Source organism: Stenotrophomonas sp. GD03680, from assembly GCF_029844625.1.
GTDB classification, from domain to species: Bacteria; Pseudomonadota; Gammaproteobacteria; order Xanthomonadales; family Xanthomonadaceae; genus Stenotrophomonas; species Stenotrophomonas maltophilia_P.
The window spans coordinates 1-15,205 of the sequence record NZ_JAOCKC010000012.1; the positions used below are offsets into that span (position 1 = coordinate 1).

Consider the following 15,205-nt stretch of genomic DNA (forward strand, 5'->3'; position numbering starts at 1 on the left):
AGTGCCGCAGGGGGTGTGCAACCTGAGAAAGCGATCGTCGCTTCGCGGCGCTGCAAGCGCCGCGAGCAACGTCGCATGACGGAGGTGATGCGGAAGTCCTTCCATGAGCAACGCGCGTCCGGCTTGAAACGGGCCAGACTGTTCGGCTGCAGGGCACAGAAGAAAGAGTCAAAGACGACAACGCAGACATGCCAGCGCCGAGACTCACGCACAGCAATGCCAATTCTCTGTCGATGAAAACCTCAAAGTGATCGTCGAATCACTTCTCAGCGGCAATCCCGGTCCTTATGCGACACCACATGTGAGCGCATCCGGATCCACCACCGGCACCGGTGTGGTCAGTGCGCCATGCCCCGCGTGATCGCAGCAGCGCGCTGCTTCAACTGCGCCACGGCATCGGGAATCATCTCCATGCCCACGTCCAGGCCGGGGTTCAGCACCAGGCCGACACCGTCGCCGATTCCGGCCAGCAGCGCATGCACCGCGATCGGCATGGCATGCGCGAACTGCGGCAGCTGTTCGTGCCACAGGCCGGCACGCTCGGGGGCGGTGAACACCGCGAACATCGGCTCGCCACTCTCGCTGGTCAGCACCAGGGGCGAGATGCTCTCATCCCATGCGCCGTCTTCGCCGATGGCCTTGTCCAGCAGCACGAACGCCGTCGAGGTCAGCAGCCCATCGAGGAACTGCGACGCGGTCAGCGTGCCATCCTGGGCCTGCAGCAGGCGCACCTCGAGGTCGTTGAGGGGTTCGAACGGGGTGTCGTGGTCCATGGTCGCTTCCGCTACGTGATTGCAGGAGAGACTTTAACAGGCCGAGCCCTCGAGCGATGAACCGGTGTCAGCGGACCCTTCCGCGGCTCGCTTTCCTGCGTGCAGATCAACGCCCCGAGCAGGCGGGCTGGGCCAGCAGCCAGTCCTGCGCGGCCTGCAGACCGGACGCTCCGGGGGCGGTGGGCTGATCCGGCTGCAGCTGGCGACCGTCACCCTGCCCCTGGCGGTCGGTCATGACATTCACGGTCAGCAGCAGCATGCTGCCATCCACCAGGGGCACGGGTTGATTGCCGGTGGAATAGCCTGCACTGGGCTGGCCGAAACTGCGGCTGCCGGGCTGGCCGCGGAAGGCCAGCGCCACGGCCTCGCCCGAACTGGCGGTACGGGGGCCGAACACCACCGCAACCGGTGCGGAACCGCCGCGCAGCACATAGGCCGCCTGGCGCGAGCGAAGCCGCGAATTCGCGCCATCCAGGACCTCTCCGTCGCGTTGCCGCCACGGCCGTTGCCCTTCGGCGCTGCGGAAGCCGCCGATCACGGCCCCTTCCTTATCCGGGGTGCCCTGCAACAACGGCAGCAGGCCCAGCAGCATGGGCCACATGTTGCCGCCGCCATTGCCGGACAGATCGACCACCCAGCCGCACCGCGTGCCGTCATCCAGGGCCACGATGCGGTGCTGCAGCGCCAGCGCGTAGGTTCTGCGAGCGTCATACCGTGCCTTCTCGCCCGCCTGAGGATCGTCCAGGAATGGGCTCACCCGCAGCACACCGACGCGCGCATCGGCCTGCCACGGCATTGGCGATGCCGCATCCTGGCCGGCCTTCAAGCGTTGCGCACGCCCGGAACGCTGGCGTTGCAGGCTGGGCGGAATCCAGCGGCCATGGCCGCCCGTGCTGCGGGTAGCGGCGTCATCCAGCAACTGGCGCCGGCCAGCATCATCGGTTGCGGCGGCCAGCGTCGCGCGTACACCGGCCCAATCGACACGGTCGCGGTACAGCGCACGTGCCTCCAGCAGCTGCAGCATCTGCACCTGCGCCTCCGGTGAGGGCAGTTCAACCGCGGATGCCGAGGCCGTTGCGGCCATCGTCTGCGCAGCCCAAAGCACGACCACCGTCGCACCCGCGCGCCGCACTCCGTTGCAGATCTGCATACGACGTTCCTTGCCGTTGAGTCAGGCGCCCAGCATAGCGGGTTGATGATCGGCACGGCCATCGCGCAGGTTGTCGCATCTGGACTGGCTGGCAGCGCAGGCATTGCGCGATGCCGACACAGCGCTCCGGGCGCGAGGAAGGCAGCCGATACGAACACACACATTGCAACTTTGCCCATGTCATCGCGCTGTGGACCGCGCGACGGTGGCATCTGCGAGCGCCCCTGTGCTGGCCGGGATTGGCGTCCCGAATGAAGCTTTTCAACGGCGGGCCTGCGACAACATCGCGGGCCCGAATAGTGCACCCTCCGTCGTTCTGCGGCGGGCGGTGCGTGGGGATCTCCGGATCCGCCGGCTTTTTCTCCGTTGAAAAGCTTCACCGGCACGCCAACCCGCACCGCCCGCCACCCTGCGCCCCGCAGGTGGCCTTGCCTGTGAGATTGCCACCATGACCCTGCCCCATCCCACCCATCCCCGCCTGCACGCGCTGCTGGGTGATGCCCTGCCTGGGCTGCGGCTGCCCGCCGCTGCCGCCGACATCCTGGAAGATGCGCTGGCCGCAGCCCACGAGAACGTGCCGCGGCCTGCATTCTTCGCCCGGTTACGCAGCATCGCGCGCGGCGACGGTGCCAACGGCCAACCTTGGCCCGAAACGCGGATCACGGAAGCGAGGGCGCGTGACCTGGCCGGCGCTACGCGCTGCCTGGCCGCAGTGTCTTCCTGCGCAGGACTGCTGCTGGCCGCGCAGGCGGCACGGGAGATGGACGATGCCCGAGCGCACTGCCCGCCGCAGGTGGAAGAAGGGCTGCTGCACGCGGTACAGGTGCTGGCCGATCACGCGGGGGCGCTGGTGGAGCCCGCAGCGGCAGTCCCCGGCCAGCAATGAGCCGAGCTGGCCCTGCTCCACCGCAGGTGCGTCCATACCCCGGCGCTGTCAGATCTTGAGATAGATCCTGCGCCGGTCCAGCCACCACGCGACGCCCCACCACAGGGTGACGAAGGCCAGGGCCTGCAGCATCGACGCCAGCTCCAGCGCACCCGGCATCGCCGCCGCCAGCTGCTGCCAGACCCAGCCCCAGGCGCCGGTTGCCAACAATGCCACCGACATCACCGAGGCCCCCAGGTACGCGGTGATCGCGTTGACGCCGAAACGACGGCCCCACGCGGGCCAGCCCTTCTGGTCGATCAGCACATGCGCCAGCCACAGGGCCAGCGCCGCAAGACCTCCGGTCCACAGCACGTAGCTGGGCGTCCACAGCTGCTTGTTCAACGGCAGCACAATGGCAAGCAGCAGGCCGAGCACTGCCGTTGCGGCGCCCACTCCTGCCAGCGCCACGGCGCGACCGCTGCGCAGCAGTGCGCCGGCCAGCAGGCCCAGGGTGGTGCTGGCCAGCGCGCCCAGCGTGCTCAGCAGCCCTTCCGGGTCATGCCCAAGCCCGGTATCGGCGTGCCACTGGTAGATCCACGGGGCGAACAGCGCGGTATCCAGACGGCTGGCCGGGTTGGTCCATGGCGACAGATCACCGAGGCCGAGCAGCAGCACGGTATAGCCCACCAGCAGCCCGACAAGCACTCCGACCTGCACGTGCAGCCGCGCATACACCGCCAGCAGGCCAACCAGCGCCGCACACACCGCGATGCGTTGCAGCACGCCCCAGATGCGGAAGTGATGCGTATCCAGCGCCCACCAGATCAGCAGATGCAACAACGCGCCGGCTACCAGGATGCGCAGCGCGCGCTCCAGCACGCCACGCGCCAGTGTGGGTCGCACCGACGCATCGAGCGCACGCGGTGCCACGCTGAAGGCCATCGACACGCCGACCAGGAACAGGAAGAACGGGAACACCAGATCGGTGGGCGTGCAGCCATGCCAGTCCGAATGACGCAGCGGTGCGAACACCGCACTCCAGTCGCCCGGGTTGTTGACCAGCAGCATCGCCGCCACGGTGATGCCGCGCAGGGCGTCGATCGAGCCCAGGCGCGCTGACGGCGCAGCACTCATCAGGCGGCCTCGTACTGTCCGGCAATCCAGGTGCCCCGCACCTGCAGGGCATCGTCCAGCAGCACCAGGTCGGCCTGGTAACCCTCGGCGATGTGGCCCAGCCGGTCGTCCACATTGAGGAACTGCGCCGGATAGGTCGAGGCCATGCGCGCCGCTTCGGCAAGCGGCTGGCCGAGCAGCTGCACGGTGTTGCGCACGGCCGTGGCCATGTCCAGTGCCGAGCCGGCCAGCGCGCCAGCTGCGTTGCGCACCACCCCATCGACGGCAGTGATGGTCTCGCCATACAGCACATAGCTGGGATCATCGGCGCCGACCGGCGGCATCGCATCGGTCACCAGCAGCAGGCGGCCGCGTGGCTTGGCTGCCAGCGCTACCCGCAGGCTGGCCGGATGCACGTGCACGCCGTCGACGATGATGCCGATCCAGCTGTCGCGATCTTCCAGCGCGGCACCCACCGCACCCGGCTCCCGGCCCTGCAGCGGCGACATCGCGTTGTACAGATGGGTGAAGCCGCGCACACCGGCATCCAGGCCGGCGCGGATCTCTTCGTACGTTCCAGCGGTATGTCCAGCCGCGACGATCACCCCGCGCTCCACCAGTGCGCGGATCGACTCCAGCGGTACCCGTTCCGGCGCAAGGGTGAGCAGGGTCACGCCATTGTCCAGCGAGGCGGCCAGCGCGATCTCCTCCGCATCGGGCACGCGGAACTTGCTGGCGTCGTGGGTGCCCTTCCGAGCCGGGGCGATGTACGGCCCTTCCAGATGGATGCCGATGACACCGGGTACGCCTTGAGCGATGGCTTCGCGCAAGGCGGCGATCGCTTCGCGCATCACCGCCACGTCATCACTGATCAGCGTCGGCAGCATCGCGGTGGTGCCGAAACGGCGGTGCGCCTGCGCGATGGTGCGCAGGGCCGCCACGTCCGGCGTGTTGTTGAACAGCGCGCCGCCACCGCCATTGACCTGCACGTCGATGAAACCCGGCAGCAGCCAGCCGCCGCCGAGATCGACCTGCTCGGCCGCCTGGCCCACCTGCGGCGCGGCGTCGGGGAGCAGCGCGCTGATCTTCCCGTCCTCGATGAGCACTGCCAGGTCATCGCGGAAATCATCCCCGACCAGGATGCGGGCATTGCGCAGCACGGTTGCCATCACACGGTCTCCGTGACCTTGTTCAGATGCGGCGGCAGGTCCGGGTTGAACCCGCGGCGCAGCGCCAGCGCATTGATCGCACGGTAGAAACTCTGCACGGTGAGCAGCGGAGCGCACAACGGATGCGGCGCGGCAGCCACCGGCAGGTTGCCTGCGGCGCCGGCCATCCATACCTGCGCACCACGCGCTGAGAACTCCTCCACCACGGCACGTGTGCCCGCGCCGGTCTCATCGGGCTGGGCGAAAGCCAGCACCGGGAAGCCGCGGCCGACCAGCGCCATCGGGCCATGCTTGACCTCGGCCGAGCTGTAGGCCTCGGCATGCAGACTGCAGGTTTCCTTGAACTTCAGCGCCGCTTCCTGCGCCGCGCCAAGCCCAAGCCCACGCCCGAGCACGAACAGGTTGGTGGCGTCCACCAGGCCATCGGCCAGCGCCGTCCAATCGCACTGCCATGCCTCGCGCAACGCATCAGGCAGCAGCTCCAGCGCAGCGCGCAGGCCACTGTCCTGCTTCCAGTACGTGGCCAGCTGCAGCAGTGCCGCAAGCGACGCCAGGTAGCTCTTGGTCGCGGCCACGCTCTTCTCCGGGCCCGCATGCAGCGGAATCACCGTGTCGGCCAGCTGCGCCAACGGCGAATCCTCGACATTGACCAGTGCGACCACGCGCGCGCCGGCGGCCTTGGCCGCTTCGGCATTGCGCAGCAGATCCGGACTCTTGCCCGACTGCGAGATGACGATGAACAGTGCACCGCGCAGCTGCAGCGGCGCGGCATACACCGAGCCCACCGACGGCGAGGCGGAGGCGACCACCAGGCCCAGCTGGGTTTCCAGCAGGTACTTGCCGTAGGTGGCGGCATGATCGGAGCTGCCGCGCGCGCAGGTGACCACGAACGGGGGTGGCGCGGCGCGCAGGCTGGCAGCCAGCGTCTCCATCGTGGCGTGGTTGCGCGAGAACTGGCGGGCGACGACGTCGGCCGCTTCAGCGGCTTCGGCGAACATCAGGGTGGAGGTGGGGTCGGACAGCGACATGGCGGGCTCAGGCAGGATCGGAAGGGAGTGGGCGGGCGCCGGCGGGACGCATCGGCGCAGTCGACCCGCGCACTACCAGCTGCGGCACGAAGCCCTGGTTGTGCAGCGGTGCAGGCGCGTCGTCATAGGCATCGCTGCGCAGCTGCGCGATCAGCAGGCGCGCGGCGTGGCGTGCGATGTCCTCGGTGGCCTGCTTGGCGGTGGTCAACGGCGGCCAGGACTGGCGCGAGAACGGGCTGTCCTCGAAGCCGGCAATGGACAGGTCGTAGGGCACGTTCATTCCCGCCGATTTGGCAGCGGCCAGCACGCCCGCAGCGATTTCATCGTTGGAACCGAAGATGGCGGTGGGCGGTTCGCGCAGCGCCAGCAGGCGGCGCGCGCCCCGGAAACCGTCGTCGAAGGTGTAGTCGCCCTGCACCACAAGATGCTTGTCCACGGTCATGCCGTAGTCCTTCAGCGCCGCTTCGTAGCCGGCATAGCGTTCGCCGGAAGAGCGGTGCGAGCTGCCACCCCACAGGAAGCCGATGCGCTGATGGCCCAGCTGGATCAGATGCTCGGTGATCTCATAGGCCGCTTCGCGGTCGTCGACGAACACGCAGGCTCCGTCCGCCGGGTCCTCGGTCGCCGCGATGATGCGCACCAGCTTGATGCCACGTGCGGTCAGCGCCTGCACCAGATCGCGGCGCTCGGACATCGGTGCGGTCAGCACCAGGCCGGCCAGGCGCGAGCGCTGTACCCAGTCGGCCAGTTCATCGGCCAACAGGGGCGAGCTCGAGTCGCAGGGGTGGATCTGCAGGCCGAAGCCGGTCTCCCGGCACGCGGCCAGCACGCCGTTCTGCACGCCGATGATGTGGTACGGGTTGGGGTTGTCGTAGACCAGCCCGATCACGAAAGTGGTCCCGCTGCGCAGGTTGCGCGCGGACGGATCGGGCTCGTAGTCGAGCTCGGCGATCGCCCGCAGCACCCGCGCACGGGTGGCCTGCATCACGGAGGGCTCGTTGTTGATCACCCGCGAGACGGTCTTCAGAGAGACCTTGGCCTTCTCCGCGACGTCCTTGATGGTCGCTCTGCGCATGGGTTTTCCCTGGGGTTGGCTGCCGTCCATCATCGCCTATCAGCGCTCCTGCGGCAGGCCGGCGCGGTGGCCGATGACCGAGTAGAACAGGATGTACAGGTAGCACGGCACCATCAGCAGCACGAACACCAGCTGGAAATCGATGTGCTGCTTGAGCACGGCGAACAACTGCGGAATGATCGCGCCACCGGCGATACCCATCACCAGCAGCGCCGAGCCGGTCTCGGTGAAACGGCCCAGGCCACGGATCGCCAGCGGGAAGATGGCCGGCCACATCATTGCGTTGGCAAAGCCCAGCAGGGCCACGAAGGCCACCGAAACGTAGCCGTGGGTGGCCCAAGCACCGAGGCAGAACACCACGCCCAGTACCGCCGAAACGGTCAGGTAGCGCGACTGCGAAACCACCCGGGGAATCAGCAGCAGGCCCACCACGTAGCCAGCCAGCATCGCCGCCAGGGTCAACGAGGTGAACATCTTGGTCTGGTCCAGCGGCAGGTCGAAGCCGTGGCCATAGGTACCGATGGCATCACCGGCCATCACTTCCACGCCGACATACACGAACAGGCAGAGCACGCCCAGCCACAGGTGGGGGAACTGGAAGATGCTGCTGCGCTCGGCCGCGCCGGCGGCCGTCGGGGTGGCGTTGGCCTCAGAGGACTTGATCTCCGGCAGCGGCGAGAACAGTACGGCGACGGCCAGCAGCACCAGCAGGCCGGCCATCGCCAGGTACGGCGCATGGATCTTGGCGGCGAACTCATTGAGCAGGGCCGCCTTGGTGACCGCGTCGGCCGCCTGCACCTGCTTGTCCAGATCACCGATGCCATGCAGCACCAGGGTGCCGATCAGCACCGGTGCCAGCATGCCGGCGATCTTGTTGCAGATGCCCATCAGCGCGATGCGACGCGCTGCGGTCTCGATCGGGCCGAGGATGGAGATGTAGGGATTGATCGCCGTCTGCAGCAGGGCCAGGCCGCTGCCGATCACGAACAGCCCGCCCAGCGCGCCGGGGTACCAGCGCTGCGTCGCGAATTCACCGAAGAGTGCCGCGCCGCCGGCCATCACCAGCAGGCTCAGGCTGAGGCCCTTCTTCATGCCGGTGCGGCGCAGGATCCACGACGACGGCAGGGCCAGGAAAAAATAGGACAGGTAGAACACCATCAGCACCAGGAAGGCGCCGACCTCGCTGAGCTCGAAGGCCAGCTTGACGAAGGTGATCAGCGGGCCGTTGAGCCAGGTGAAGAAGCCGATCAGGAAGAACAGGACGCCGACGATGGCGATGGAGGTGGCCACGTTCGGGCGCGCGCTTGCAGCGGGGACGGCGGACATCAGGAGGGCTCCTGCGGCGACGGTCGCAGAACGCGGCGTCGGAGAGTGGCTGGGAACAACGTTGTCACATTCTTTCGATGGACAACGGCGGTTTGTCAACTTCCCTGCGCGGGGCAGCGCGGGCCATGCTGCATCGCGCAACCGCCGCGTGCGGTCGCGTGCTGAATGCGCTGGAGCCGTTGAGCCCCGTGCAGCAAGGGCTCCGGCGTGAAGGCGCTGTTCACGCCATGGAAACGTTTACCGCACGCCCCATTCGTTGCGCCGCAGCAACGAAAGTGTCACGAACTCGTTGACATCGTTGTCAGCGGGGTTACAGACTCCGCCCAACAGCCGGCCTCACCCTCGGATCCGGCCCCCTCTTCAGCAGGAGCCCGCGTGACCGCCAGCCATCCCGCCCCGGCCCATGTCCTGTCCCGCGTCGCGCCCTCGTTCCTGGCCGCCGACGTCGGCGGCACCCATGTGCGTGTCGCCCGGGTCCAGGCCAGCGGCGATGCCGCCCATCCGGTGCAGGTGCTGGAATACCGCAAGTATCGCAATGCCGACCACGCCGGCCTGAGTGCGATCCTGTCCGACTTCCTGGGCGACGGCCCGCGCCCGGCGCATTGCGTGGTGGCCACGGCCGGTTATGCGCGCGAAGACGGGACGGTCATCACTGCCAACGTGCCCTGGCCGCTGTCCGCGCGGCAGATCGAGGCCGACGTCGGCGTACAGCAGGTCCACATCGTCAACGACTTCGAAGCGGTGGCCTATGCCGCGGCACAGGTCGACGCCAGCGGCGTCCTGCACCTGTGTGGGCCGGAAAGCGCCCCGCGCGGACCGACCCTGGTGGTCGGTCCGGGTACGGGCCTGGGTGCGGCACTGTGGATCCCGACCGCCCATGGCCCGGTCGTGCTGGCTACCGAAGCCGGGCAACCGACGCTGGCCGCCAGCACCGAACTGGAAATGGCCATCGTCCGCCACATGCAGCGCGAGCGCGCTCACGTGTCGATCGAGCACGCAATCTCCGGCCCCGGCCTGATGAACCTGTACCGCGCGGTGTGCGCCCTGCAGGGACAGCAGCCCACCCTGGCCAGTCCGGACGCGGTCACCGCCGCGGCGATGGCCGGCACTGATGCGCACGCACGCAAGGCGCTGGATGTGTTCTGCGGCCTGCTCGGCAGCACCATCGGCGACATGGCCCTGTTCTACGGCGCCCATGGGGGCGTCTATCTGGCCGGCGGCATCCTGCCGCAGATCCGCGAGTACCTGCGCACCAGCACCTTCGTCGAGCGCTACCTGCAGAAGGGGCCGATGGGCGAAGCACTGGCACGCATCCCGGTGAAGGTGGTCGAGCACGGCCAGCTGGGCGTGGTCGGTGCTGCCAGCTGGTACCTGCAGCAGTCGGCCGCCTGACACCGCAACAGGCTTCAACGCAATCGCAGCACGCAGTACGTGGCACGCCAATGCACGGGACATCGCCGCCGCCCCGCGCACGTCAACGCAACCGCAACCGAACACCGCCGCCGGCACCCAATCGAGTGATGAGGAGAGACATCATGAACACCCGCAAGACCCTGCTTTCGGCCGCCATCGTCAGCTGCCTCGCTTTCAGCGCACATGCCCAGCAGGCTGCGCCGACCGCAACCGACCTGGACACCGTGACCGTCACCGGCATCCGTGGCTCGATGGAGAAGTCGCTGGATACCAAGCGCGAAGCCAACGCGCGCGTGGAAGTGGTGACCGCCGAAGACGTCGGCAAGCTGCCGGCGCACAATGTGGCCGACACCCTGCAGCGCCTGCCCGGCGTCAACATCAGTTCGTCCAGCGCCGACGAAGGCGGCTTCGATGAAGCCGACCGCGTCAGCCTGCGTGGCACCAGCCCGAGCCTGACCCAGACCCTGATCAACGGCCACACCGTCGGCTCGGCCGACTGGTTCGTGCTCAGCCAGGGCAACAACGTCGGCCGCAGCGTCAGCTACTCGCTGCTGCCCTCCGAGCTGGTGAGCTCGGTGGAAGTGAACAAGTCCTCGCAGGCCAAGCTGCAGGATGGCGGCACCACCGGTACCGTCAACATCATCACGCGCAAGCCGCTGGAGTTCGCCAAGCCCTTCAGTGCGGAAGCCTCGGTAGGTGCGGTCCGTTCGGACCAGGCCAAGTCGACCGACCCGCAGTACTCGGCGCTGTTCAACTACAAGAATGACGCCAACAACTTCGGCGTGATGCTGCAGGCCTTCTACCAGAAGCGCGAGCTCCGCCGCGAGGCGCAGGAAATCCCGGGCGGTTTCACCCGGATCGGCGCCGATGATCCGGTGGCCCTCACCAATCCGGACCTGATCGGCGTGGCCGTCCCCGGCCTGCTGGGTTCGACCCTGTTCGAACAGACCCGCGAACGCAAGGGCGGGCTGGTGACCATCCAGTTCAAGCCGACCGATACGCTGAACCTGTCGCTGAGCGGCTTCTCCTCCAAGCTGGAAGCCAACAACTACAACCGCAATTTCATGCTGTGGGGCGGCAACTTCGCCAAGTCGCAGGCGCCGAACCCGGGCTACACCGTGACCGACGGCGTGCTGAGCAATGCCACCTACGCGGGCGTCCCGGGCACCAACTACGGTGTCTACGACATGATCTACCGTGAAGCCACGGCCAAGACCAACTACGTCACGTTCGACGCCGACTGGCAGATCAACGACACCCTGGACATGAAGTTCCAGGCCGGTACCACCAAGGGCACCGGTGAAACCCCGCGCCAGTTCATTGCTGAAGTCACGCTCGGCCAGGGCGGCGGTGCCAGCTGGGCAACGCACGGCGCCGGTTCGCCGGTGGACTGGAACATCGGCGGCGACATCAGCCCCAGCGGCGTCACCAGTTTCGGCACATGGGGCAACCAGCTGGTCCGCGCCGAAGACAAGGAAGACTGGGCCACGCTGGACTTCAGCCAGTATTTCGGCACCGGCGTGCTGAACTCCGTGGACTTCGGCGTGCGCTTCGCCGACCACGAACGCGAAGCGCTCTCGCCGGAAGGTGCGACCCCGGGTGACATCTGGTCCGCACTGCAGGGCAGCGCCACCGCCAACTATCCCAGCGGCTTCGCCGGTGATGTCGGCGGCACCTTCCCGCGCAACATCTGGTACTACACGCCGGATGCACTGAAGAACGCGATCATCAACAACTCCACCTGGCTGGCCGGCAACGATGGCCCCACCGGCCGCCACAACTACGGTGCCGAGTGGAAGGTGAAGGAGAAGAACTTCGCCGGCTACGTGCAGGCCAACTTCAGCGGCGACTGGTGGAGCGGCAACGTCGGCCTGCGCTACGTCAACATCAAGCAGGACATCGACACCTACAACGCGGTCAGCAATGCCGCCGATGCCGATGTGAGCAGCCTGTTCGGCATGTGGGAGCGCACCGCCTTCCAGAACAAGCGCAACCGCGTCCTGCCCAGCGCCAACATCAAGCTCGACCTGGACGACAGGCTGGTGCTGCGCGTGGCCGCGTCGCAGACCCAGACCCTGCCGGATTACTCGGCCCTGGGCGCTTCGTCGTGGGGTTCGGACCTGAACAAGACCGGCGGCGGTGGCAACCCGAACCTGAAGCCGACCCTGTCCACGAACTTCGACGCCAACCTGGAGTGGTACTTCATGCCGCGCGGCCTGCTGTCGGTCGGTGCGTACCACATGGACATGAAGGACTACATCGCCTTCGACGTGGTCTCGCGCCAGCTGTACAGCGAACTGACCAACCAGCTCGAGACCTACCAGATCTCCACCCCGATCAATGCCGACGGCAAGGTCACCGGCGTGGAAGTGGCCTATGAGCAGCCGATCGGCGAGTACTTCGGCATCAACGCCAACTACACCTACGCCAACGGCACCACGGCCCACACCTGGTCCGACGGTTCGCACAACCTGCTGGGTACCTCGAAGAACACCTACAACGTGGGGGCCTACTTCGAGAACGAGCGTTTCGGAGCACGCGTCAGCTACACGCACCGCTCGTCGTTCCTGATCAGCCTGTCGGGCACCAACCCTTACTACCAGGATGATTTCGGCACGCTGTCGGCCTCGTTGAGCTACAAGGCCACCGACTGGCTGAGCATCAGCCTGGATGCGCTGAACCTCAACAACCCGACCTACAAGTACTACCAGACCGCGGCCATTCCGACGTCGTTCTACAGCAACGGCCGCCAGTACTACCTCAACTTCCGCTTCAAGTACTGATCCATCGGCCGCGTCATCGCCGAGTCGTGCATGCACGCCGGGCCTGGGTCATTCCGGGCCCGGGGTTTTTCATGTATAGCGTTCATTGCACCGTTCCAAGGAGTCGTTCCGATGGTCAAGCCCTTCCGCGCCAGGATGCACGGCGCACTGCTGCTGGGCAGCCTGTTTGCCCTGCTGCCGGCCCTGCCGGCCTTCGCCGCCGATCCGGTGCCCGCCGCTGAAGCTCCTGGCCCGCAGCTGCGCGCCAACAGCCTGATGCTGATTCCTGCCCCCGCCAGCGTGCAGCCCGGCCAGGGCAGTGGCATCACTGTGTCCGCCACGACCGCGCTGTACGCAGACGGCGAGGCCGCACAGCGGGTCGCCACCCAATTCGCCGACCTGCTGGCGCGCAGCGGCGGCCCGCGCCTGGCGCTGGCTACCGGCAAGGCTGCGGCCAAGGCAGGCGGCATCCGCTTCCAGATCATTCCCACCTTCCGCGACAGCGGCGAGAGCTACACGCTGGACAGCACCGCGCAGGGCGTGCTGGTGCAGGCCGGCAACGAGACCGGCCTGTTCTACGGCGCAACCACGCTGGCCCAGCTGGCCACCGGCGGCAGCCAGGGCGCGCTGCCGGCCGTGCAGATCCAGGATGCGCCGCGTTTCCCCTGGCGGGGCTTCATGCTCGACTCGGCACGGCATTTCCAGAGCCTGGACGAGATCAAGCGCGTGCTTGATGCGATGTCCGCGCACAAGCTCAACACCTTCCATTGGCACCTGACGGATGACCAGGGCTGGCGCATGGAGATCAAGCGCTACCCGAAGCTGACCGAGGTCGGCAGCTGCCGCCTGCCGGCCGGCGATGGCGGCATCGATCCGGTGACCAGACAGGAGTACCCGTATTGCGGTTTCTACACGCAGGAGCAGATCCGTGAAGTGATTGCCTATGCAGCCAAGCTGCACATCCAGGTGATTCCGGAAATCGACGTGCCGGGCCATGCCACGGCCGCGATCGCCGCCTATCCGGAGCTGGGCTCGATCAGCACGCCGCTGAAGCCGATCAGCGAATGGGGCGTGTTCCCCAACCTCTTCAACGTGGAAGACAGCACCGTGACCTTCCTCGAGAACGTGCTGGAGGAGGTGATCGCACTGTTCCCGGCGAAGTACGTGCACGTGGGTGGCGACGAGGCCGTAAAGGACCAGTGGGAGGCGTCCGCGCAGATTCAGCAGCGCATGCGCGAGCTGGGCATCAAGGATGAGATGGCCATGCAGAGCCACATCATCAAGCGCCTGGAGACATTCCTGGAGGAACACGACCGGCGCCTGATCGGCTGGGACGAAATTCTCGAGGGCGGCCTGCCCCCCCAGGCTACGGTGATGTCCTGGCGCGGTACCGAAGGCGGCCTGGCCGCTGCCAGCGCCGGCCATGACGTGATCATGTCGCCGGTCGGCTACCTGTACCTGGACTACCTGCAGACCGCCTCGCCCAATGAAACGCCGGGCCGCCCCACGCAGGTCAACCTCGGCAAGCTCTACAACTTCGAGCCGGTGCCGGACGAACTGCCCGCCGACAAGCGCGGACACATCCTCGGCCTGCAGGCGAACATGTTCACCGAGCACACCCGCAGCTATGCGCGGCTGCAGCACAACCTGTTCCCACGCCTGGCGGCGGTGGCCGAGACCGGCTGGAGCCCGCCCGGGAAGCGTGACTTCCGCGACTTCCTGGCACGCCTGCCGTCACAGCTGCAGCGCTACCGCGCATGGGGACTGGCCTATGCACAGACGCCGTTCGAAGTGGGCGTGGAGTACCACGATGATCGCGCCGCAGGCACGGTGACGGTGTCGCTGGCCAACCCGCTGGGCTACGAGGTGCGCTACAGCACCGATGGCCAGCCGGTGACCGCGCAGTCGCCGCTGTACCAGCAGCCGCTGACCGCGAAGGTGCCCGCCACGGTACAGGCCGCAGCGTTCTACCGGGGCCGGATGCTGGCCGCAGAGCCCACCGTAGCCGCGTTCACTCCGCAATCGCTGCTCGCCCGCCGCAGCGACGAACTGCTCAGCTGCGTTGGCAACAAGGGCCTGGTACTGCGCCTGGAAGACGATGGCCCGCGCGAGGGCGCACGCGCGGTCTTCAACGTGGACATCTTCCAGCCCTGCTGGCGCTGGCCACAGGCGCAGCTGGACGGCATCGGCAGCGTGGAGGTGCGCGCCGGTCGCATCCCCTACTACTTCCAGCTGGCGCATGACGAGCCGAACCGTCGCTTCGAGAAGGCCAGGCGCGCGCACGGCGAGATGCTGATCCGCCGGGGCAGCTGCACGGGCAAGGTGCTGGCCGAAGTCCCGCTGCCGGCCACGCCCGATGCCGATGGCTTCGTGAGCCTGCGTGCGACGCTGCCGAAGGGCACGCATGGCACCGACGACCTGTGCATCAACTTCACCGGTGATACCCGCCCGGCGATGTGGGTGCTGGACGAAGTGACGCTGCAGAAGTAACCGGAAGGCTGTGGAGCCGGGCCATGCCCGGTTCCACT

The 15,205-nt window shown here is 67.4% G+C and carries 11 protein-coding genes; 4 read left to right on the top strand and 7 right to left on the bottom strand.

Annotated features, from left to right (window positions below; all coding sequences use genetic code 11):
- Window positions 1-338: 338 nt before the first annotated feature.
- Both N5J29_RS13305 and N5J29_RS13310 read right to left on the bottom strand, forming a co-directional pair.
- Complete coding sequence (locus tag N5J29_RS13305) at window positions 339-773, bottom strand: SseB family protein (protein ID WP_005411035.1); 435 nt, start codon at window positions 771-773, stop codon at window positions 339-341.
- A gap of 106 nt (window positions 774-879) precedes the next feature.
- Window positions 880-1,923, bottom strand: a complete 1,044-nt coding sequence (locus N5J29_RS13310; RefSeq protein ID WP_164153039.1) for a S41 family peptidase — start codon at window positions 1,921-1,923, stop codon at window positions 880-882.
- Window positions 1,924-2,371: 448 nt separating this feature from the next.
- Here N5J29_RS13310 and N5J29_RS13315 point away from each other — a divergent pair, with 448 nt between their 5' ends.
- Window positions 2,372-2,809, top strand: a complete 438-nt coding sequence (locus tag N5J29_RS13315; RefSeq protein ID WP_197623379.1) for a hypothetical protein — start codon at window positions 2,372-2,374, stop codon at window positions 2,807-2,809.
- 48 nt (window positions 2,810-2,857) lie between these two features.
- Here N5J29_RS13315 and N5J29_RS13320 read toward each other — a convergent pair whose 3' ends face one another.
- The 5 genes from N5J29_RS13320 to N5J29_RS13340 are packed head-to-tail and all read right to left on the bottom strand — an operon-like array spanning window position 2,858 to window position 8,502.
- Window positions 2,858-3,925: a heparan-alpha-glucosaminide N-acetyltransferase domain-containing protein gene (locus N5J29_RS13320; RefSeq protein WP_164150699.1), complete on the bottom strand. Its 1,068-nt coding sequence runs from the start codon at window positions 3,923-3,925 to the stop codon at window positions 2,858-2,860.
- A complete protein-coding gene (gene nagA / locus N5J29_RS13325) occupies window positions 3,925-5,073 on the bottom strand; it encodes an N-acetylglucosamine-6-phosphate deacetylase (protein WP_164150697.1) in 1,149 nt (382 codons plus the stop codon). The genes N5J29_RS13320 and nagA overlap by 1 nt, the downstream gene beginning before the upstream one ends.
- Window positions 5,073-6,101, bottom strand: coding sequence for an SIS domain-containing protein (locus tag N5J29_RS13330; RefSeq protein WP_053519280.1), 1,029 nt, complete (start codon window positions 6,099-6,101; stop codon window positions 5,073-5,075). Before N5J29_RS13330 ends, nagA begins: the two co-directional genes overlap by 1 nt.
- 7 nt (window positions 6,102-6,108) lie before the next feature.
- Complete coding sequence (locus tag N5J29_RS13335) at window positions 6,109-7,176, bottom strand: LacI family DNA-binding transcriptional regulator (RefSeq protein WP_049466708.1); 1,068 nt, start codon at window positions 7,174-7,176, stop codon at window positions 6,109-6,111.
- Window positions 7,177-7,215: 39 nt separating this feature from the next.
- Window positions 7,216-8,502, bottom strand: coding sequence for a sugar MFS transporter (locus N5J29_RS13340; RefSeq protein ID WP_164150696.1), 1,287 nt, complete (start codon window positions 8,500-8,502; stop codon window positions 7,216-7,218).
- A 375-nt stretch (window positions 8,503-8,877) separates the two neighbouring features.
- On the opposite strand from N5J29_RS13340, the gene N5J29_RS13345 reads away from it, so the two are divergent.
- The 3 genes from N5J29_RS13345 (at window position 8,878) to N5J29_RS13355 (ending at window position 15,167) form a co-directional block, all read left to right on the top strand.
- Window positions 8,878-9,894 carry a glucokinase family protein gene (locus tag N5J29_RS13345; RefSeq protein WP_053519284.1) on the top strand — a complete coding sequence of 339 codons (1,017 nt, stop codon included), beginning with the start codon at window positions 8,878-8,880 and terminating at the stop codon, window positions 9,892-9,894.
- Window positions 9,895-10,037: 143 nt separating this feature from the next.
- Entirely contained in the window at window positions 10,038-12,698 is a 2,661-nt protein-coding gene (locus N5J29_RS13350) for a TonB-dependent receptor (RefSeq protein ID WP_164150694.1), read from the top strand.
- 111 nt (window positions 12,699-12,809) lie between these two features.
- On the top strand, window positions 12,810-15,167 hold the full coding sequence (locus tag N5J29_RS13355) for a family 20 glycosylhydrolase (RefSeq protein WP_164150692.1): 2,358 nt from the start codon (window positions 12,810-12,812) through the stop codon (window positions 15,165-15,167).
- Window positions 15,168-15,205 lie beyond the last annotated feature (38 nt).